This window comes from Epilithonimonas sp. (assembly GCF_032054305.1).
Lineage (GTDB): Bacteria > Bacteroidota > Bacteroidia > Flavobacteriales > Weeksellaceae > Epilithonimonas.
Genome location: NZ_DAMBSX010000007.1, coordinates 30,322 through 51,440 on the forward strand (window position 1 = coordinate 30,322; position 21,119 = coordinate 51,440).

General features: G+C 35.6%; 18 protein-coding genes. 16 read left to right on the forward strand and 2 right to left on the reverse strand.

Annotated features, from left to right (window positions below):
• Positions 1-117 precede the first annotated feature (117 nt).
• Positions 118-795, reverse strand: a complete 678-nt coding sequence (locus tag RTX21_RS15555; protein WP_312769027.1) for a response regulator transcription factor — start codon at positions 793-795, stop codon at positions 118-120.
• Positions 785-2,089, reverse strand: a complete 1,305-nt coding sequence (locus RTX21_RS15560; RefSeq protein ID WP_312769028.1) for a HAMP domain-containing sensor histidine kinase — start codon at positions 2,087-2,089, stop codon at positions 785-787. The genes RTX21_RS15555 and RTX21_RS15560 overlap by 11 nt, the downstream gene beginning before the upstream one ends.
• Positions 2,090-2,349: 260 nt before the next feature.
• Between RTX21_RS15560 and RTX21_RS15565 the strand changes: the two genes are divergently transcribed.
• The 16 genes from RTX21_RS15565 to RTX21_RS15640 all read left to right on the forward strand — a co-directional run bounded on the left by RTX21_RS15565 (position 2,350) and on the right by RTX21_RS15640 (position 20,741).
• Positions 2,350-4,716, forward strand: coding sequence for an outer membrane beta-barrel family protein (locus tag RTX21_RS15565; RefSeq protein ID WP_312769030.1), 2,367 nt, complete (start codon positions 2,350-2,352; stop codon positions 4,714-4,716).
• A 211-nt stretch (positions 4,717-4,927) separates the two neighbouring features.
• Entirely contained in the window at positions 4,928-5,524 is a 597-nt protein-coding gene (locus RTX21_RS15570) for a hypothetical protein (protein WP_312769032.1), read from the forward strand.
• A gap of 410 nt (positions 5,525-5,934) precedes the next feature.
• Positions 5,935-6,258, forward strand: coding sequence for a hypothetical protein (locus RTX21_RS15575; protein WP_312769034.1), 324 nt, complete (start codon positions 5,935-5,937; stop codon positions 6,256-6,258).
• A 10-nt stretch (positions 6,259-6,268) separates the two neighbouring features.
• Entirely contained in the window at positions 6,269-8,611 is a 2,343-nt protein-coding gene (locus tag RTX21_RS15580) for a hypothetical protein (RefSeq protein ID WP_312769035.1), read from the forward strand.
• Between the two features lie 48 nt (positions 8,612-8,659).
• Positions 8,660-9,748, forward strand: coding sequence for a hypothetical protein (locus RTX21_RS15585; RefSeq protein WP_312769036.1), 1,089 nt, complete (start codon positions 8,660-8,662; stop codon positions 9,746-9,748).
• 25 nt (positions 9,749-9,773) lie between these two features.
• Entirely contained in the window at positions 9,774-10,292 is a 519-nt protein-coding gene (locus tag RTX21_RS15590) for a hypothetical protein (RefSeq protein WP_312769037.1), read from the forward strand.
• Between the two features lie 352 nt (positions 10,293-10,644).
• Positions 10,645-12,159 (forward strand): hypothetical protein, encoded by a 1,515-nt coding sequence (locus RTX21_RS15595; RefSeq protein ID WP_312769038.1) that lies wholly within the window; start codon positions 10,645-10,647, stop codon positions 12,157-12,159.
• A gap of 176 nt (positions 12,160-12,335) precedes the next feature.
• Positions 12,336-12,809 carry a DNA starvation/stationary phase protection protein gene (locus RTX21_RS15600; protein WP_312769040.1) on the forward strand — a complete coding sequence of 158 codons (474 nt, stop codon included), beginning with the start codon at positions 12,336-12,338 and terminating at the stop codon, positions 12,807-12,809.
• 56 nt (positions 12,810-12,865) lie between these two features.
• The gene (locus tag RTX21_RS15605; RefSeq protein ID WP_312769045.1) at positions 12,866-13,561 is read left to right on the forward strand and encodes a LytTR family DNA-binding domain-containing protein; all 696 of its coding nucleotides are present in this window, start codon (positions 12,866-12,868) and stop codon (positions 13,559-13,561) included.
• Positions 13,562-13,828: 267 nt separating this feature from the next.
• On the forward strand, positions 13,829-16,042 hold the full coding sequence (locus tag RTX21_RS15610; RefSeq protein WP_312769047.1) for an ATP-binding protein: 2,214 nt from the start codon (positions 13,829-13,831) through the stop codon (positions 16,040-16,042).
• 109 nt (positions 16,043-16,151) lie between these two features.
• The gene (locus RTX21_RS15615) at positions 16,152-16,616 is read left to right on the forward strand and encodes an antibiotic biosynthesis monooxygenase (RefSeq protein ID WP_312769049.1); all 465 of its coding nucleotides are present in this window, start codon (positions 16,152-16,154) and stop codon (positions 16,614-16,616) included.
• Positions 16,617-16,818: 202 nt separating this feature from the next.
• Positions 16,819-17,376 carry a hypothetical protein gene (locus tag RTX21_RS15620; RefSeq protein ID WP_312769050.1) on the forward strand — a complete coding sequence of 186 codons (558 nt, stop codon included), beginning with the start codon at positions 16,819-16,821 and terminating at the stop codon, positions 17,374-17,376.
• Between the two features lie 632 nt (positions 17,377-18,008).
• Positions 18,009-19,055, forward strand: a complete 1,047-nt coding sequence (locus RTX21_RS15625; RefSeq protein WP_312769051.1) for a cupin domain-containing protein — start codon at positions 18,009-18,011, stop codon at positions 19,053-19,055.
• Positions 19,055-19,753, forward strand: coding sequence for a YoaK family protein (locus RTX21_RS15630; RefSeq protein WP_312769052.1), 699 nt, complete (start codon positions 19,055-19,057; stop codon positions 19,751-19,753). Before RTX21_RS15625 ends, RTX21_RS15630 begins: the two co-directional genes overlap by 1 nt.
• 5 nt (positions 19,754-19,758) lie before the next feature.
• Complete coding sequence (locus tag RTX21_RS15635; protein WP_312769054.1) at positions 19,759-20,220, forward strand: redoxin domain-containing protein; 462 nt, start codon at positions 19,759-19,761, stop codon at positions 20,218-20,220.
• A gap of 2 nt (positions 20,221-20,222) precedes the next feature.
• On the forward strand, positions 20,223-20,741 hold the full coding sequence (locus RTX21_RS15640; protein ID WP_312769056.1) for a thioredoxin domain-containing protein: 519 nt from the start codon (positions 20,223-20,225) through the stop codon (positions 20,739-20,741).
• The last annotated feature ends 378 nt before the right edge of the window (positions 20,742-21,119 follow it).

The window sequence follows — 21,119 nt, forward strand, 5'->3', positions numbered from 1 at the left end:
TGGCAGTTTACAAAATAAAATTTAATCCACTAAAAACCAATTAAATACAAAAAAAACCAAAGAAATACATTTCCCTAATATTCTAGATGAAAATATGATTATTATGAAATCCAATGTTTATTCCGGAAACTCGACCTTGAAACCGATTCCACGGACAGAATCGAATTTGATTCTTTCATCTTTGTGAAAATATTTTCGCAGTCTCGACATAAAAACATCAAGACTTCTTCCCAAGAAATAATCATTTTCGCCCCAAAGTGTTTCCAGGATTTCTTTTCGATTGATGATTTTCTGATTGTTTTTGGAAAGCAAAAGCAACAACTCCGACTCTTTTTCGGTTAACTGAATGGTTTCATTTTCGAAAAGTAACTGAAATTGTGATGGAATGAAGGAATAATTTCCGAGATTGATAATTAATTTTGTTGAAGATTCGTTTCTTTTGAGAATATTTTTGATTCTTAGAATCAATTCTTCGGGTTCGCAAGGTTTTGTGATATAATCATCTGCACCAAGCTTTAACCCTAAAATCCTATCGATACTTTGACCTTTTGCCGTTAAAAATAAAAATGGAATATCAGATGATTTTCGGATTTCTTTAGACAATTCGAAGCCATCAATTACAGGTAACATTACATCAAGAATTGCTATTTGATATTGCTCCAATTGTTTTTTGTTTTTCAGAATTTCTTCAGGATTCGGAATCCAATTCACATCGAAATCAGAAAATTCCAAATATTGTTTCAGAACCATTCCCAGATCCTGGTCGTCTTCAACTAATAAAATTTTAGGCTTCATTCGGGATTATAATTTTAAATGCAACGCCTTTTTGTTTTGGACTCACATTGATATCACCTTTGTATTTGTCAACAATTTTCTTTACCAAAAAAAGTCCGACACCAAGACCGTTAATGTGATTATTTTCATTTCTTGAAATTCGGTAATATTTCTCAAAAATATGTTGCTTTTCATCTTTCGGGATTCCGATTCCATCGTCGGAAACTTCCATTTCAATCAGATTATTAACCTTAATTAAAACTTCGATTTCCTTTGCGCCATATTTTGATGAATTATCGATGAGATTATCCATAATTTGCCTGAAATCATTCTGATACAAAGATTTATTCTCGGCAAAATCAATCTTGATTTTGAAATCGATGTTATCAAAAGACTTTTTAACCTCAGAAAAGTAATTCTCAATCTCTTTTTTGTCAATCAAAATATCATCAGAATCATTGTTATGAATGGACGAAACGATATTTTCAAGGCGTTTGATTTGACGTTCTAGCAAAGACCTAGTTTCTGTATCAGAAGATTGAGCGACTGAGAACTTCAAGGTTGTAATCGGCGTATTCAGTTCATGAGCGATGGAATCTATGGTTGTGTGAAGTTGTGATATTTTCTTTTCTTGGCGATTTAGATTTTTAAGACTATTTCTAAACAAATAAATAATCAAGATAATAATCAATAAACTAATGAAGATCAATGGAATTATTTTCTTCAAAACTAAACCTTTGACATTCAAAAGCTGAAAAGTCGATTTAGATTTTACCAAATAATTGTTCTTCTCATCCAAATTTAAATCTGTATTTTTTTTAGATTGACGACTCGACCATTTTCCTTCATTGATCGTCAAAGGTTTTGACATTTTTTTTACAGTTTGATACAAAACGAGAGAACGGTTGGCAGGCAAAAGTTCTTTTTTCTGAACCTCATCCAATATCGAATAGATTTCACTTTTCATCGCGATCTCAAAACCTGAATCTCCAATATTATCTTTAAGAATTTTTTCCAATCTCCGATTATACAATTTTTCTGAACTATGAATTCTTTCCGGATGTGTAATCTGCTCTTTTTGGATAACAATTCCTTTTTTAAGTCTGTCGAAATCGCCTACCAGTTTTTCCTCATTGGTTTCGGTTTCATATTTTTCCATTGTTTCAAGCGTTTTGTCCGCAATGGCTCTCGCTTGTATGATAAGGTCTCTTTCCTGAAGACGGTATGAATTGTAGATATAATAACCCTGCAGAACAACCAAGATAACAAGACTGAAGGTGAACAAAATAATCGTGATATTTTTTTTCCGATTCATATTGATTTTTCTAAACTACAAAAGTTTTTAATCTATTTGAAATCCTTCGACTCCGCTCAGGATGACATCTCTAATACTAATTGTTAAACATTGTCAGGCTGAGTATTTCGGCTTCGCTCAATATAAACTATGTCGAAGCCTTTATTTAATATCCCAAAAATACAATCAATTTTCTTTGAAAAAAGGCATTAACCTTCCATTAACCATTCATTAACAAAACTTTCCTGCGTTTCGTCTCAATTTTGTTCAAAATTATTGAAATGAAATTGTTAGCTATGAAAACTTATTTGATAATGATATTATTGATACCGACTGCAATCTGGAGTCAGAATATCAAAGGGCACATTGAGAATGAAAATCAGGAACCTATCTCTGAATCAAGCATTGAAATTAATGATAATCAATCAATATTCTATTCTGATAAAGAAGGGAATTTCAGTCTTGAAGGTATTTCGAAATTTCCTGTGTCAATTGTCATCAAAAAACAAGATTACCAGGATTATGAAATTACTCTTGAAAACAATGAATTTCTGAATATTATCCTCAAAAAAGATACTGTAAAATCAATTGCAGGTGTAACGATAAAAGCAAACAAACCTTTATTAAAAAGGAAAATTGACCGACTGGAATTTAATATCGACAAAACACCACTTCAAAATCTGAATGCCTGGGATATCTTGAAAAGCACACCCAATATTTTGGTGAAAAATGAAGAATTAAGCGTCAGAGGAAATTCTCAAATTATTGTGACCATCAATGATAAAAAAACATTGATGATGCAAGAGCAATTGAAACAACTTCTTGAAAATACCGACGGCAACAATGTCTCTTCCGTTGAAGTCATCACCAATCCGCCTGCAAAATACGAAGCGCAAGGAAGTGCGATCATCAATATCAAAATGAAGCAAAACGTATTGTCCGGCTACAAAGGAAGAGTCTCGACAAGATATACTCAGGCAACTTATGCCAAGGGATTAATCGGGACTTCGCAATCTTATAATACTGATAAATGGCAACTAACCGGGAATTACAATTTTGTAACCGGAGATTATGTCCGAAGAAACTTCGATGTTGTGATTTTTAATAAGGACAAAACCCGTTGGGAAAGCGATATGGTGAGAAAAACGCACGCTCACGAACAGCACGTCTACAATTTCTCAGGACAATATACTTTGGATAGTTTGTCCACCATTCAGTTTGGTTTTGATGGTTATAATGCGCCCAATAACAACGGACATTACAATGTTCCCACCAATATTTACAACACGGAAAATAATCAATTACAATCTTATTACTTGACCTCAAACAAGAAAAGACAGTATGATAACAGCTTTAATTCTTACTTGGTTTATGATAAAAAATTTGGGAATCATAATCTGACCTGGACGAATAACTCGAGTACAAAACGGTTTAAGGAAAATCAGGATGTTGAAACTTTGTTGAATTTTGACGGACAGCCAGAAAGTCAAAATCGATTTGCGAATAACAGCATTCAGGATATTTCACTTTATGCCACGCAATTAGATTACCGATTTTCAAAAGATAAATTCACATTGGAAAGCGGACTGAAATACAGTTTTGTAAAGAATAAAAATGACCTTGATTTCTTTGACGGAACAAGCGGAATTTTGATTCAGGATTTGACAAAAAGCAACCTATTTAATTATAAAGAGAATATTTTTGCTGGTTATATTTCATCGGAATACAAATGGAAAAAATGGGAAATGAAAGCCGGTCTGCGTTCGGAAACGACTTTGATTAAAACTAATTCTGATAATCCGGTTGTGGAAAATAAGACGACCAGAACCGGACTCTTCCCTACTTTTTACCTGATGTATAATTTGAAAGAAGACCAGCAATTAGGATTCTCCTACGGAAAAAGAATAGACAGACCTAATTATGATTTTCTGAATCCTTCGAAATCTTATTACAACTTGTATTCTTACTTCCAAGGCGATGCAAATCTGAAATCAACCATCATTCATAACCTGAGTCTGACTTACACTGTAAAAGATTGGAATTTTGAGGCTTACTATAGCTATATCAAAGATCCATCAATGGAAATCTCTATCCAAAATCCGCAGACTTTTGAGACGGTTTACAATTATACCAACATCGACCACGGACAAAATCTTGGAGCTAATTTCTCTAAAAGCTTTTCTATAAAATCATTCTGGAAACTGAATCTTTTTGCAATGGGAGAATATCAGGAGAATTATTTTATGGGAACAGATAAGATTTTATATAAAAATGATGTATTCTTTTACAATGCAAATGTTTCGACTCAAATCACATTAGACAAAGCAAAAACTTGGGATTTGAATGTGTCTTATGTTTATAATTCGAAGACGATCCAGGGTTCGTTTGACATCAGTTCATCCCAAAACACGAATATCATCATCAATAAGAAAATGTTTGATAAAAAACTGGAAGCAGGTTTGGTTTTCAATGATATTTTCAGAACGAATAAAAATACAATCTCGACGAGATATGCAGACCAGAATCAATATTTTAAAGATTATCGCGACACGCAATATTTTACAATCAATCTGAAATATAATTTCGGAAATCAAAAAGTGAAAGATGCAAAAGCCGGACGAAAAACGGATGAGCAGAATAGATTATAAAGCTATATATAAAAGCCGATCATATGATCGGCTTTTATTTTTCTATAGAGACAAATTAAAAATATGTAACAAAAAAACACAATTGTCTATCAGCACTTTAAATCAAAATAGTGCAATTATAGTATATAGAAATTATTGTAAAACAGCATGATTTCTGTTCATTTGCATACCAATTCTTACGATATACGTATGGATGGTAAAAACACAAATGATGGAAAAGAAAACTATGGTTTCGCAATTTATTGTGAAAGCTTTTGGTATATTTTTATTACTACTCTCCAATTCTGGTTTTGCCGAAATTCTTGTCGGTGAAAAAACCTTTTCAGATACTGATTGCAAATCCACGATTTCCAAAGAAGAGGATTCTAAACTCGAAAAATCCAAAATCTACATAGTTGAAGGAACAATAATTACTAATTTAAGTGAGAAAGTACAGATTGTTTCAATTAAAAGCACGTCTACTAAAAAAGAATGCAAAAAAAACAAAGCAGCTCCAGTTGTAGCGACCTCTAAGCTAAAGAAACAAAAAAATGCAATAATAAAACAAGCTGTTATTACAAAGAAGTTTCTTCCAAAACCATTCTCTTCTGAATTATTATTCGAAAAAGCTGGCAAACTAGACGTTGCAACAGTTACTTCATCTCAAGATCCTAAGTCAAAAGTATATTACCTGAAATATTTTGCAAAGCTTACTTTATTTACTTCAATTGTAATTTTCACAGGTTTTTATAGTAAAAGCATTAAAATTCTAAAGTCTCAGACTTTCTTATATCCTGTGCGCCCTCCTCCATTTTTTGTAATTTCATAGACACTTGTTATGAATAAGACTTGAATTAAGCACAAAGTAATGCGAATGATGAAATCAAAATCATAAAACTACTGCTTGCTTCCAAGTTGTAAGGTCAATTCGTGACCATAATGACAAAACGCGTCTAAACTTTATCAATCATTCCAAAAATCTATTTGGAACAGAATGATATTGTCCTGTTATTAAACAAATCGGCATATAGATTCAATTATCCTATCATAAATTTTCGATTTTCGGAAACTATTTTTTCTGAAGGTCCAGGGATTTGCATGTCGAAATTTAATGGAACTAATTAAATCATTATCGATCATCTCGATTAAAACTTATAAAAATTTAATAAAGATCATGCACAAATGATCCTTATTACAATTGTTCCAATAATTAATTTTTAAAATCAAAAACATTCTAGAATGAAAAAAATTATTTTCATAATTACCGTCGTGTTTTCTACTTCAGCTTTTTCGCAGGTTGATAAAAACACTCGCAACACAACAAGGTCCGGCCTCATTGCTGAGATATGGACAGGTAACGAACTCAGGATTGCCGACAAACCTGAGTTCAATGACAAGAAAGTCGTATTTATATCAGAACCAGATTCCAAACCGCAAGGCAAGACCATTAATATCACCGCAAAAGGCTATTACTACTATGATGCGAATAAAAAAACATGGTTGAGGCTGGAACATTTGCCATATAATTCTTCAGTCATTTCAAACAACAAAGACCAACATTAACAAAAAAGACATGAAAATAATATTAAAAAACACAAAAATAATCGTACTACTACTTTTCTTTTTATCTAGCATAACTGGTAATGCACAGGTAACATGTAGTGGCGGAACGACTAATATACCCAGATCGGGATCTGTTGTTATAAATGGAGTAACTGTTACCAGCACTTATACGGGTGATGTTCAAAATTACACCTATGGAGCTTGGTCCAGTTGTTCCGGATCAGTTACCACCTCTAATAATTCATTAATTGTAGGCACAGGAGATCTATGGAATCCAACAGCATACAGCCCTTGGAGTGTCAAGTTAAATTTCAATAAACCTGTTAATGACCTAGTTGTTGTTCTGACTGCTACAGGAACAGGAGGATTCTCTTCATATAATGAGAATTTTGTATTTAATTCCAATGGAGGTACGGTCAAAATTACAGCTGGAACAAATTGTTATTCTACCATAAGTGGAAACACTATTTATTCTGGTGCAGGCGCTCCTCTTGATACAAGCGGAACAAGTGGCGGTGGCGGTGGATTGTTTAAAATATCAGCGCCTACTGCCTATACCAGTTTAACTATTAATGGAAATGGCGGCCTAGCAGGGTCACTTATGGCAATATGTGGAGTATCAATAAAACCCTCTTGTACAGCTGGAACTTTGGCTCCATCTGTTAAAAATATATCATACTCATGTCCTACCTCTTATATAAATCTTAACACTGCGCACACAGGAACTACTCCATCCGGAGCTTCCTTAGTTTGGTTCACCAATAGTACACATATAGGAACAGCACTTTCCGGAACTCAAGTTACACAAGCTGGTGCAGGAACTTATTATGCATTTTACTATGACAGTACAAATGGATGTTACAGCCCAGTTTCAAATTCCGTTATTATAACAAACCCTACACTCACAGCTCCACCTGTCAAAAATCTATCATATTCTTGTCCTGCGACATATGTAGATCTTAACACAGCCCATACAGGAACTGCGCCATCGGGGACATCCCTAGTTTGGTTTAAAAATAGTACACATGCAGGAACTGCCCTATCTGGTACTCAGGTTACACAAGCTGGCGCAGGAAAATATTATGCGTTCTATTACAGTAGCACGGGAAATTGTTACAGCTCTTCATCCAACATTGTCACGGTTACGAATACTGTCATTGCGGCTCCTCCTGTTCAGAATCTTTCATATTCATGTCCTAACAGTTCTATAAACCTTAATACAGCCCATACAGGAACTGCGCCGTCAGGGACATCTGTAGTTTGGTTCACCAATAATGCACATACAGGAACGGCATTGTCAGGAACTCAGGTTACACAAGCTGGTGCAGGAACATATTATGCGTTCTATTACAGCAGTACGGGAAATTGTTACAGCTCCGCATCGAACGCTGTTATAGTTGCCAATCCTACACTTACAGCTCCAACTGTCAAAAATCTATCATATTCTTGTCCTGTCACATATGCAGACCTTAATACAGCCCATACAGGAACTGCGCCATCAGGGACATCTGTAGTTTGGTTTACCAATAGCGCACATACAGGGACAGCACTGTCAGGAACTCAGGTTACACAAGCTGGTGCAGGAACATATTATGCGTTCTATTATAGTTCAATAAGTGGATGCTACAGCAATGCTTCAAGTCCTGTTATAGTAACAATAAACAGCTGTGAACCAACTTGTCCGGTAGAAAATTCAAAACCATCAGTACAGAATCTTACTAATTCATGTCCTCTAATGACTGTTGACTTAAGTAATGCACATACCGGAACTACTCCGGGAGCTTCATCTATAAGATGGTTTACCAACAACAACCATTCAGGTACTCCACTTTCAGGTACTCAGATAACACAAGCGGGCACTGGCACATATTACGCATTTTACTATGAAAATGGATGCTACTCTTTGGCTTCGAATCCTGTTACAGTTGCAATCAATACGTGTGGCCCTGCCGGAAGTCCAGATCTCACGATAGGCATACGTGCTAATCCTGCAACCATAAACATGGGTGGGACAAGTAATATAACTTACACTTTTTCAAATATTGGAACAGGTGGTACTGATGAAACAACAATTACCTATTTTATTTATAAACCTCAAGCCGGAACTTTAACAATAGGAAATTTGAACCAAACAGGATGGACAATTACCGAGAATGCAACAGGCTACTTCATTACATCAAATAAGATCGTACAACCAGGCTTAGTCAATGCTCTCATTATGAATACCATCTATACTCATAATGGTTCTAATGAAAATGCGGTATACAATGTGGATGCCATGGTTATCAATGGTTCTGGTGGAGAAACTAATTTTAGCAATAATAGGACTACAACATTGTTAAAAATCAATTAATAAAATTAAACTAAGTACGCAATAATGATAAATACGAAACTTTCCATAATGATCAGGATATTATTCCTACCCTTACTCATACTTTTATCATCAACCTCGGTGAAAGCACAAGGGGCGGACATTATTTTATCGATGGATAATTCCGGATCAATCAGTTCTAATGAATGGACCAGCCAGATCAATTCAACCAAAGCATCAATAGATAAAATTAATCCAAATAACAGAGCAGCTATAATTCATTATGCAGAACCAGATTACTCAACTTCAGCAACTCAAATATATATTGAATCTGATTTTTCTAATATTGTAGAAATGCCAGATGATGCATTTGCCTATGGACTCTCGGTACAACCAGGTGGGGTTTTATCTTCATGTGGCACAGTAACCGTAACCGCATCTTTTGGATTCACAGGACCTATCGCGACAGGTTACAACAATGCAAATCACTGGTCAGAAATGGCAATCATGTTACCAGGTTTTCTTTATACCCGGGTTCCAAATGATCCAGGCACTAGAACGGAAGTAAATAATGAAACGAACTTTAATTTGCAGATGACGGTGACAAGTAGTGATGGCGTGGTATATTGGGAGACTCCTTACATAGAAGCAGACCATAGTCTCAAATTAGTTTTAAAACAGGATGCTGTCATTCCTTTTGGAACAATAATTACTTGGAAGGCAACAGGATTGGAAATAGATGATGCACAGAACTATAATGGAACCGTTGGCATCAACATTTACCATGCTGCAGTAGACGGAGATGACAATAATAACTATATGGAAATTCCTGTATCTACAAATAATCAATGTAACCCAGTTTGCTACAAACCAGGTATTTCCGGAACCGGATTACCAACAAGACACGGAATCTCCGCCCTTGGAAGAGCAGGCAGTGAGGACAAAGACAACTGGCCAATGGTACAAAAAGGAGCCTGGACAGCCCTTGAAGCCAAAACAAAAGGATTTGTGGTCAACAGAATTCCTACTACTGCCCAACTAAATGCAATCCCAGATCCAATAGAAGGAATGATGGTGTATGATATGGAGGCCAAATGCTTGAAAGTTTATACCCTAAAAGATGGAGCATCTGCCATGGCGTGGCATTGCTTGACAAACCAAGCTTGCCCAAGCAAATAATAATTATTTAAAATTTTAACACAAAATGAAAAACATATTCATATTATTATCAATTTCCATAGCGACCTGTGTTCATTCACAGGTAGCTATCGGGAAGGACAATGTCACAAACAATTCTGTTTCTTTGGAGTTCGGATCAGCAAATAAAGGCTTATTACTTCCTTGGGTCACTTCTACAGCTTCGGTCGCAGGAGCCGTAGACGGAACTATTATTTACGATCTGATCGAAAAAAAAGTAAAGTATCTCAAAGATGGCAACTGGTTCGACTTGAGTGTTGATAACACCGGCAAGGTAATTAATAATGTCCAGGATGCTTTGAGTGAGAACCCTTCTGCAAAAGTTGTAATAGGCTCTGATGGTATTTCGAATCCCACTCCAGGAATCTTGGTGCTTTCAGACACAGATAAGGCGATGGTCCTTCCTAAAGTAGAAAGCCCTCATCTCAATATTATAAATCCAGCTGCGGGAATGATCGCTTATGACACGGCATCTCGTCAGTTGGCTGTTTTTAACGGAACAGTATGGTCTTTTTGGAAACCTTAAGATGGGAAAGATGCAAAAGTATTGATTGAAATCAACTACAGCTTTTTTAATTAATCTAATTGTAAGCTTCATCAAAACCACCTTTAGCCATATTCCTCAACTGAATCTTTTTTGTTTACGCACACAAAGTCAAAGTTTTTCTTTTGAAAATATAGATAAGGGTGGTTTTATAAATAATAAACAATTCGACAAAATAAAACTTCATTTATTCTAACAATAATATATTTTAGAAATTATATTTAAAATTAATCAATGATATTTATCAATTTAAATCATTAATATTACATTACATCAGAAAAATTTATAATATTTAATTTTGTCAATCAGAATAAACCAGGAGTCCTTAATTATTATGAATAAAACTTTACTTTATCTATTTTTCTGTATTCCTAATCTTTTATTCTCACAAAATGAGCAAAAAAAAATAAAGGAAATCGAAATACTCTTAGATTCCTCTTACATAAAAACACTCGAATATAATTTACCCAAAAGCATAGAATATGCTCAAAAAGCACTAAAAATAAGTGAACAAAGAAAGTACTCTCGTGGTATTGCGATAGGAAATTTTCGCATTGGCCAATGTTTAGCAGAATTAAACATATTCAGACAAGGATTAGAATATCTCGATAAATCTCGAAAGGAAAATGAAACCCTTAAAGATCAAGCTTTGAATTTTGAAATAAGGCGGATCCGTGGTCGTATTTACGGCAATATGAAATTATTTAACAATGCCATTGCAGAAAACAGAAAAGCAATGAATATTGTTCCAGATCTTACAAAAACCGAGACAGAAAAAAAATTAGCCCGAGCTTTGATCAATGAGAATCTCTCCCTGATCTATGATTCTATGGAAAAATCTGACTCTGTTTTCCATTATCTTAAAGAAAGTCGATTGATACTAGAAACTTTGGATACACAAAAATACCTCCCAAATATTATAAACAATTATGTAGAATTTGGCAATTATTACATATCTATTGACAACCCAAAAGATGCCCGGGCTTTTCTGACCAAAGCAATCAAAATAGCAAAAGGCCATAACTACCCTTTTCTGTCATACACATTTAAGTCCTATGGTGATTTGATGATGTATAACAAAGAAAATGATTCAGCTATAATATACTACAAAAAAGCATTGGAAATTTCGGAACAGACAAAATTAAAAAGTGAGATCCCCTCTATTTATCAAAAGATCAGCAATGCCTATCATCTTTTAGGAAATCGGCCCTTAGAAGAAAAGTACAAATTAAAATCGCTTGAACTTCAAAACAATCTAAAATCTGAAATGCTTTCCGCCTCTAATCTGATAATCAACTCCGTACTTTCTGATCAAAAAGCAGAATTCACAAAAAAAGACACAAAAACCAATCGTATAATAATTGCACTGGCTATTGTCATCGTATCCTTATCCATAGGATCATGGAGATTGTATAGTAGAAAAAGAAAAAAACTGAAACATCTTGAAAACACATCTTCGCAAAAGGAAGAAATATTAACTCAGCAAAAGGAAGAAATCACTCTGCGTTACAAAGAAGACACAAAAAATCTGGAACAAAAGCTCAATCGGTCATTGGATGACATCTTTGCTATGGCAAAAAGTAACAATCCTGAGTTTTTCACTCGTTTTCAAGAAACATATCCCGAAGTAATAGATGCTATTCTTTCCATAAACAACAAATTAAGAATATCAGAGCTAACACTCTGTGCATATTTTTTCCTGGGATTTACTACAAAAGAAATAGCTTTATATACTTTTAAATCCATAAATACTGTTAGAAACAGACGACAGAATCTCCGAAACAAATTACAAATACCAGCAGATGAAGACCTGGAATTATGGTTTAAAAGATTATCAAAAAAAGATTGATTTTTTTCACATTTGGAGTAAAGCTTCTTAAATTTTAATAAAATGTAAAAACTCTTTCTTTGATAAAATTTTTATTCAACGATTCATTTTGCCCATTCAACGAAAAATATCTCAATTCAGTAATATTCCAACCGAACTTTACACCAGTAAAAAAGAACAACTTAAATCTTACTATTATGAAAGCAAAAATCGGAATCACAGAACAAAACACAGAAGCAGTTGCAGAACAATTAGCAAAACTATTAGCTGATGAAACTTTATTGTATATCAAAACAAGAAATGCACATTGGAACGTAACCGGAGATAACTTCCATGCCAATCATATTTTTTTTGAAGAGCAATACAAACAATTGGACGAACTGATAGACAGTGTTGCAGAACGTATGCGAAAAATCGGACATTACGCTCCTGCCACAATGAAAAGCTATCTTGAATTAACCCATCTTACCGAATACAGCGACAGAACCAACGACGGTTTAGGTTATATGAAAGATTTATTAAGTGACCACGAAAGCATTATCGAATTTCTAAGAGGAAACATCACACCTTTTGCAGAAGAGTTCAAAGATTATGGTACAAGCGACTTCATCACAGGATTGATGGAAACGCACGAAGAAATGGCTTGGATGATCCGTTCATACTTCAGATAATTGGGAAAAACAGAAAGGAATAATTATATTTGTGTAACCCATAAATAACTATCCCTATGAAAGCTCTCATCGTCGATGATAACGATATTGCAAGAACAACACTCGCACACTTGGCAAAACAGATTCCCAATCTCACGATTGAAAACGAATTTTCTAATGCCATAGATGCTTACAACCACTTGCAGTCCAACCACGTCGATTTGATTTTTCTAGATATCGAAATGCCGGAAATGACCGGTATCGAACTCACAAAAAACCTTTCTGGGAAAGACACGCTCATCATTTTCACGACCTCGAACAAAGAATACGCACTCGAAGCTTTCGAACTCAATATCGTAGATTATATCCTGAAACCTGTGATGCCTGCAAGGTTTTTACAGGCAGTGAGTAAAGCTCAGGCAATTCTTGACAGCAGAAAAGAAAATGTAGAAGTGACCAGAGATGAGTTCCTTTTCGTAAGAGATTCCAATATTACAAGACGGTTGAAGCTGGACGATATTTTTTACGCAGAAGCAATGGGCGATTATGTGAAATTCTACACTCGGGAAAAAATGTTTGCTATCCACGGCAAAATGAAAACTGCGGAAGAACGCCTTCCGAAAGACAATTTTATCAGAGTTCATCGCTCCTACATCGTTTCCGTCGGCAAGATAGACACGCTTCAGGATGGCGGGATTATGATCAATGGAAAATTCATTCCCGTTGCGGATGCTTACAGAAAAGCACTCAATACGAGAATGAATGTCTTTTAGAATTTTAATTTTTATTTGACTACGTCTAACCACTTTGTAGGTTTGGGCAGCTATTTCCGTCTTCCACTCCCAATCTTTTTTGCAAACAATTTTGGTTTAAATAGAACTTGAAGAACCAGCAAAAAAGGATTTCCGTTCAAGCCGGGCTGCAGATTCAGCGTATAAAAATATTGTCATAAAACAGTGTTTTGTCATTCCGTAGGAATCTCAACAGTTTAAATTCCTACGGGATTACAAACTATATGTTATAAAAGCACATATTCACTTATGAAAAAAATATCCTCAGTAATGGGCAACAAAAGATTCAGTTACTTTATCATTCTCACATTTATTGCGGGTTCTCTCCTATTGATAGCGGTTCAAATCAATTCAGCTCAAAATACGAAGGAACTAATTCAGAATAACAATAAACTGCTCAACGAATTGCGTTCGAGTAATCATCTGCGTGAAATCGACCGTGACATTCTGGGTGTTGAAAGTAGAATCAGAGCTTCAATAGCAACCAATGACACTACTCATCTCGAAGGAATCGATCAAAAAATCAGTCAGATAGAAAACTTCCTAGATTCCCTTTCTAAAGACAATTCAGACGATGTTGAAGAAAAACTGATTCACAGACTGAGCGTTCTTGCGATGGAAAAGAAAACGACCAAGGACAAATTATTGCTTCGTTATCACACTCTTGGAAATATGGATGACAACACATCTATCGCCAATCCCAGAGCCAGAAAAATATCCAATGAGATCACTTCTATCACAGCAAAAATCTACGAAAGCAGAAAACTTCATATGGTTGACCTCAGCAAAAAGACCGAGACCATGGGACAAAAAGCAAGGTTATATGATATTTCTTTATTGATTTTACTGATTTTAAGTGGTTCCATTGTCGGTTATCACATTCTTCGTCAGTTTAAACGTCAGAGATTATTGATTCAGGATTTGGATATTGCTGAGAAAAAAGCTTCTGTCGCAGCACAAACCAAAGAAAATTTCCTCGCCAATATGAGCCACGAAATAAGAACGCCTCTGAGCGGAATTTTGGGCTTTACCAACCTTTTGGAGAAAAGACCTTTGGATGAAACTTCAAAAGAGTTCGTCTCCTCCATTCAGCGTTCTGGAGAAAATCTGATGGCAATTATCAATGATATTCTCGATCTATCAAAAATTGAAGCCGGAATGATGCGCATTACCAAAGGAATATTCAGCATTAACGGATTGGTAAATTCTGTCGAAACTTTTTTTGTGGAACGGGCTAAAGAAAAAGGATTAACGATTTCCAGCAAAATAGATTCGTCTATTCCTGATACTTTGAATGGTGATGCGACGAGACTCACTCAGATCTTGGTCAACCTCATCGGAAATGCCATCAAATTTACGCATCAGGGAAATATCAACATCGAAATTTACAATAAGCAGCAAACTGAAAACGAAGTGATTGTTGGTTTCAAAGTTTCTGACACAGGAATCGGAATTGATAAAGAAAAACTCCTTGAAGTCTTTGAAAGATTCAATCAAGGCGAAGATTCAACGACCAGAAATTATGGCGGAACCGGACTTGGTTTATCGATTGTGAAAAGCTTGATTCAGCTCCAAAATGGTGATATCGAAGTTATCAGCGAACAAGGAAAAGGCACGACTTTCCATTTTTACATTCCTTATACAATCGCTAAAGAACAACTTAATGTAATTACGAAAGTTGATACCAATTATTTTAAAGATAAATCTAACGCTCCATTGAAAGTTTTGGTTGTGGATGATAATGTCATTAACCAAAGTCTGATGAAACATCTTCTTTCCCAATGGAACATAGATTTCGCTGTAGCTTTCAACGGTCTGGAAGCGGTAGAATTCCTCAGAAATAATGATTGTGATTTGGTTTTAATGGACATCCAGATGCCACAAATGGATGGTTATGTCGCCACTCAAAAAATCCGTGAAGAATTGAATCTTGATATTCCAATCATCGCGATGACTGCACACGCTTTGGCTGGCGAACGTGAAAGATGCATGAGCCGTGGAATGAACGAGTACATTTCCAAACCTATCAAAGAGGAAGAATTATTCAAGTTAATCTCCAATTTCGGGTTGAAAGAAGCTGAAAAAACTGAAACACAAGTTGCAAAAACCGCTTCTAATTACGAGTTCATAGAACTTAGCTATATGAAATCCATCAGCAACGATGATAAAGATTTTGAAAGAACAGTGACGCAACAGTTTTTGGATAAAGTACCAAGTCATTTACAGGAATTGAAATTAGCGTATGATAACAAAGATTTCAAACTGATGAAATTAAGAGCGCACGATTTGAAATCGAGTGTCGCAATCATGGGATTACTACCACTATTAGAGGAAAAACTCAACATTTTGGAATTAACTCAACAAGAAAATCCAGCATCAAAAGAGGCTTTGGAAGAAGTAAAAGATGTTTTGCTGAAATCTTTTTTCGAAGCCAAATTATTTTTGAGATCTATTAGCAACTGAATTAATTAAAACCAATTTCATTATGGAAACCCAGGGTGCATCTGTTGTTATTACCCATCATATTCTCAAGGGAAAACAGCCGGAATATGAAAGATGGCTGGACTAGATCATGCCCATTGCCAAAAATGCAGATGGTTTTATCGATTGGCAGATGGTTCGCCCGATTCCTAATCTCACGTTTGTTTATACAGTTATCATCCGTTTTGATACCATCGAGCATCTCAGAAGCTGGATGGAATCAGATGCCAGAAAACAATTGATCGAAAAAGCACATGCTTTGTTTACAAAGAAAGACAATTACGAAATCAAATCCGGACTGGATTTTCTTTTCTACGGCGAAAAAACAGATGTGAAAACGCCTGTTCGGTGGAAGCAATATCTGGCAACGTGGTCTGCCATCTTTCCTTTGTCACTTTTGATGCAATTGGTTTTGTTGCCATTTTTAAGGCAGCTTGGCATCCCTGCCAATCGCTATTCTGACACTTTAATAAGCACTGGTTGCCTGGTTTTTCTGGTCATTTTTGTAGTGATGCCGAATTATACGAAACTGATTAGGAAATGGCTTTTTAAATAATATAATTACCTTCAATTTATAACTAAGAATAACTGTAAAAATGCAGTGATTTTTTATTTTACAGACAATTTCAGGCTACAAAATTTCATCATACTGATTTAACGATACTTTTCGCCTGTTCACCGAACTTCGGTAGATTTCCCATTTAGTTGTCTGTAGCTTTACATCATCAAATTAATCAAACAATAAAAATTTAAACATTATGGAAATTCTCCAAACAACAGAAAATGCATTGTCCCACTCAAGTGTAACTGCAATCATCAATGCCCCAATCGAAAAAGTTAATATCGCAGATTGGTTATTAAACTTACCAGATGCGGAATATCAAAGATGCTCAACACAACACATCGGAGCAGCCATTTCTACCACTTTTGATGGACAACCGGTTTCTTTAAACGTTGAGACGATAGGCGATGCCTTGATGATTCAGCATTATGTGGCAACTGTTTATCGTCCGGATTACTGCAGAATGTTATCCATATCAGATTCGATCACCAAAAACGGAAGAACGAAAGTTCAGGTTTTATGGGAACTGAAAGCAACAAAGATTGATGACAACACGACTTTGTACACCAACGAAATTCACGCAACGGCAACTCCGGAAATGTTCGAATATCTGAAAGAACATAATGTCAACCTTACTGATGCTGCTACCTCTAGACAAGCTGCTTCCGATGCTCACAACCACGAGGAAACGCCAAACTTTGCAAAAAGCATCGAAAACAAAGCATTGACAGGCAAATACAATCAGCCTTTTTAAAGAATCAATAAATTATATTTTATTAAATCATTGGAGTTTTCCAGTGATTTTTTGTGTTTTGTTTCCACGATTGGTTTGAGACAAAACGACCTCTACCTTTATTTAAAAACAACCGTTTTGAAATCAAATAACTTTCTATTTAGTTTCCCACGGTTTGTTTAAGACAAAACAACTTTTACTTTTATTTAAAAACGACCGTTTTGTAACTAAACAACTTTGTGTTTTGTTTCCTGCTGTCGTTTTGAAACCAAATAAATTTTACTTTTATTAGAAAACGACCGTTTTAAAACTAAACAACTTTGTGTTTTGTTTCCCGCAATCTGTTTAGAACAAAACCACTTTGTGTTTTATTTCCTGCAACTTGTTTAGAGTAAAACAACTTTGTACTTTTTTTCCCGCAACTTGTTTAAACCAAAACACAACTTACATTTTCTTTAGCGAGTCTGTTTTAAACCAAATACAATTTACATTTCGTCCGAACAAGTTGTTTCAATTAAACATCATCTGATCCATTATAAAACTCAACGAGTGATTTTGCCCATTCACCGAATGAGAACTCAAAAAAGCCTGATTCGGAAGTAACTTTACAGTAGAAATAAAGACATAAACTGATTTAATCTAAAAATATAATTATGAATACCGAATCACTTAGTTTCAAATACGAACTAGAGAAAAAAGAAGCTCGCACCAATGATGGCGGAACAACCAGAGGCGCATCTGTAAAAGATTTCCCAGCCTCTATCGGCATTGCCGGAGTTTCTATGAGACTACAGCCGGGAAGTATGAGAGAATTGCACTGGCACGCCAACGCTGCAGAATGGGCTTACGTGATTTCCGGAACGGTTCGTACAACCATTATCCATCCTGATGGAAAAAGCTATACTGATAACTTCGAACCCGGAGATGTCTGGTATTTCCCAAAAGGGTACGGACACTCGATTCAGGCGACAGGAACGGAGGAATGTCATTTCATTTTAATTTTTGATAACGGTAATTTTTCGGAAGACCACACATTTAGCGTTACAGATTTTGTTTCGAGTGTACCACCTGAAATTGCAGCCCAAAACTTAGGATTAACTCTTGAAGAAGTCGCAGCATTACCACAAAAAGAAGCTTATTTTGCTGCGGGAATTGTTCCTGATGAATTATCTTTCAATGCCACTGCTCGACCAGAAGAATCTGATATAGAATTGACCAACCTTCACCATTATCCTTTGCATTCTCAACAGCCGAGAATCATTCCCGGAGGTGGTTTGCAGAGATTGGTAACAAGTAAAGAATTCCCAATAAGTAAAACAATGGCAGGTTCTGTTTTGGAACTTCAACCCGGGGCTTTGAGAGAAATGCACTGGCATCCGAACGCTGATGAATGGCAGTATTTTATTTCCGGACAGGCTGAGATGTCGGTTTTCTTGGCGGAAGGTACGATTGTTACTGAGCAGTTTCATGCAGGAGATGTCGGATATGTTCCGATGGGAGCCGGACATTACATTAAAAATACAGGCAACACGGTTTGCAAAGTTTTGATCGGATTTAATAGCGGAACATATGAATCAATCGATTTAAGCGAATGGTTAGCCGGAAATCCGAAAGATATAGTAGTAACCAATTTTGGATTGAAAGAAGGTGAAATTGAAAAATTCCCTTCAAAAAAAGTATTCATTCAACCTGAAAAATAATGGTTTTGATTGCGGAAAAATCTCTTCTGTCTTCCGAAGAAATCAAAGTACAGGAGAAATTAGCCATCTTTTTAGCCTTCATCGCAGGATATATAGACGCAACCGGATTGATCAAATGGAAAACCTACGTTTCCTTTATGAGTGGAAACACCACGCAATTGGGAACTGCTTTTTTCAGTGAGAAATTTGGAATCATTATTTCATCAGCAATGGTCATTGTAAGCTTTTTGATAGGAATTTATGCAGGAACGTGTTTATCATTATGGAAGAAATGCAACATCAAAACCATTGCTTTTTATATTGTTTCAGGAATATTGATTCTTTATACGCTTCTCAATTACTATTTTCAAGTGGGTAATATTCCGTCGATTGCTATTATTGGTTTTGCGATGGGAATAATGAATACGATTGTAACAACCGTGGGAAATCAAAAGGTAAATACCGATTTCGTAACCGGAACTTTAAATAGCCTTGCCAGAAATACCGCAATATTTACAATGAGCAATGATGGAAATGAGAAGAAGGAGTCTAGAGCCAATGCAATTCATCTCCTGCTTTTGTGGATGGGATTTTTATCCGGCGCTGCGCTTGCTCCTATCTTAATTAATGTATTGGTAAACTGGACTTTAATTTTACCTGCCGTTTTATTATTAACTTGTAGTAGATTAATTCCCAGTTCGATAACCAAAAAAAACTAAATATTATGTTACAAAAAGGCACTGTTGCTCCCGATTTTACATTGTTTGCGACGCCAGACCAGAAAATAACTTTATCTGAGTTTAAAGGAAAAAATGTCATCTTAGCTTTTTATCCGGCAGACTGGAGTCCTGTTTGCAGCGACCAAATGGCTTTGTATAACGAAACTTTGAAGTTCTTCCATAAATATGATGCGGAACTCTTTGGAATCTCTGTGGATAGCAAATGGTGTCATCTTGCATTTTCACAATCCAGAAACTTGCATTTTCCATTATTGGCAGACTTTGAAGCCAAAGGAGAGATTGCAAAAAAATATGGTGTTTACGACGATGAAGAAGGCGAATGCAAACGAGCGTTATTCGTCATCAACAAAGATGGAATCATAGAATGGAGCTACCTGTCTCCTACTGCCATTAATCCCGGAGCAGACGGAATTTTGGAAGCTTTAGAAATACTTAACACAAAATAATTATGTCACTAAAACCAACAGTCAACAAAAATGACCATGCACAAGGAAATTTGAATTCCGATCTGGTCATCGTAGAATACGGCGATTATCAATGTCCGTATTGCGGAGCTGCTTATCCTGTTTTGAAAGCGTTAATGAAAGAATTCGGAGGTCAGGTAAAATTTGTTTACAGGAATTTTCCTTTGTCGGAAATGCATCAATATGCGAGAATTGCAGCCATTGCAGCAGAAGCCGCCAATCTTCAGGGGAAATTCTGGGAAATGCACGATGCGATTTATGAAAATCAGGGAGACCTGAATGAAAACTTCTTGATGAAACTGGCAGAGAAATTGAAACTGAATATTGCACAGTTTGAGAAAGATTTGCGGAAAGTAGAATTGGAAGAGAAAGTAGATTCGGATTTTGAAAGCGGGGTTATGAGCGGAGTGAACGGAACGCCATCGTTTTTCGTGAATGATAAAAAATTCAATGGAAGTGCGATGGAGTTGCTTCAGCTGATACGGGAAAATGCGGTTGGTTAAACCGTAAAAGGTACAATAGTCTTTTGACACTTAAGTTTGTTATAAGTTTTTATTAAACTGTATTATAAATACACTTAAGCTTTTTTAAAACAGCTAATCTCACGCAGCCCGACTTGAGCGGAACTCTTTTTTGTCTTTGCGATTGACTAAAAGTTCTACAGATTGCTTCACTTCGTTCGCAATGACAAAAAAAGCGGGAGCCCTTCGACAAGCTCAGGATAAACTCCAGGCGAATAAAGCTGCCCCAATAAAAAATATTCAATAAAATGGACGAAATTAAACTAGATTAATTTCCAAGAGATTTAACCGCCATACATTTGCTAAAGAAATAAGACAACAAATAATTATCAAATAAATTAATCACAAACAATTAAAAAA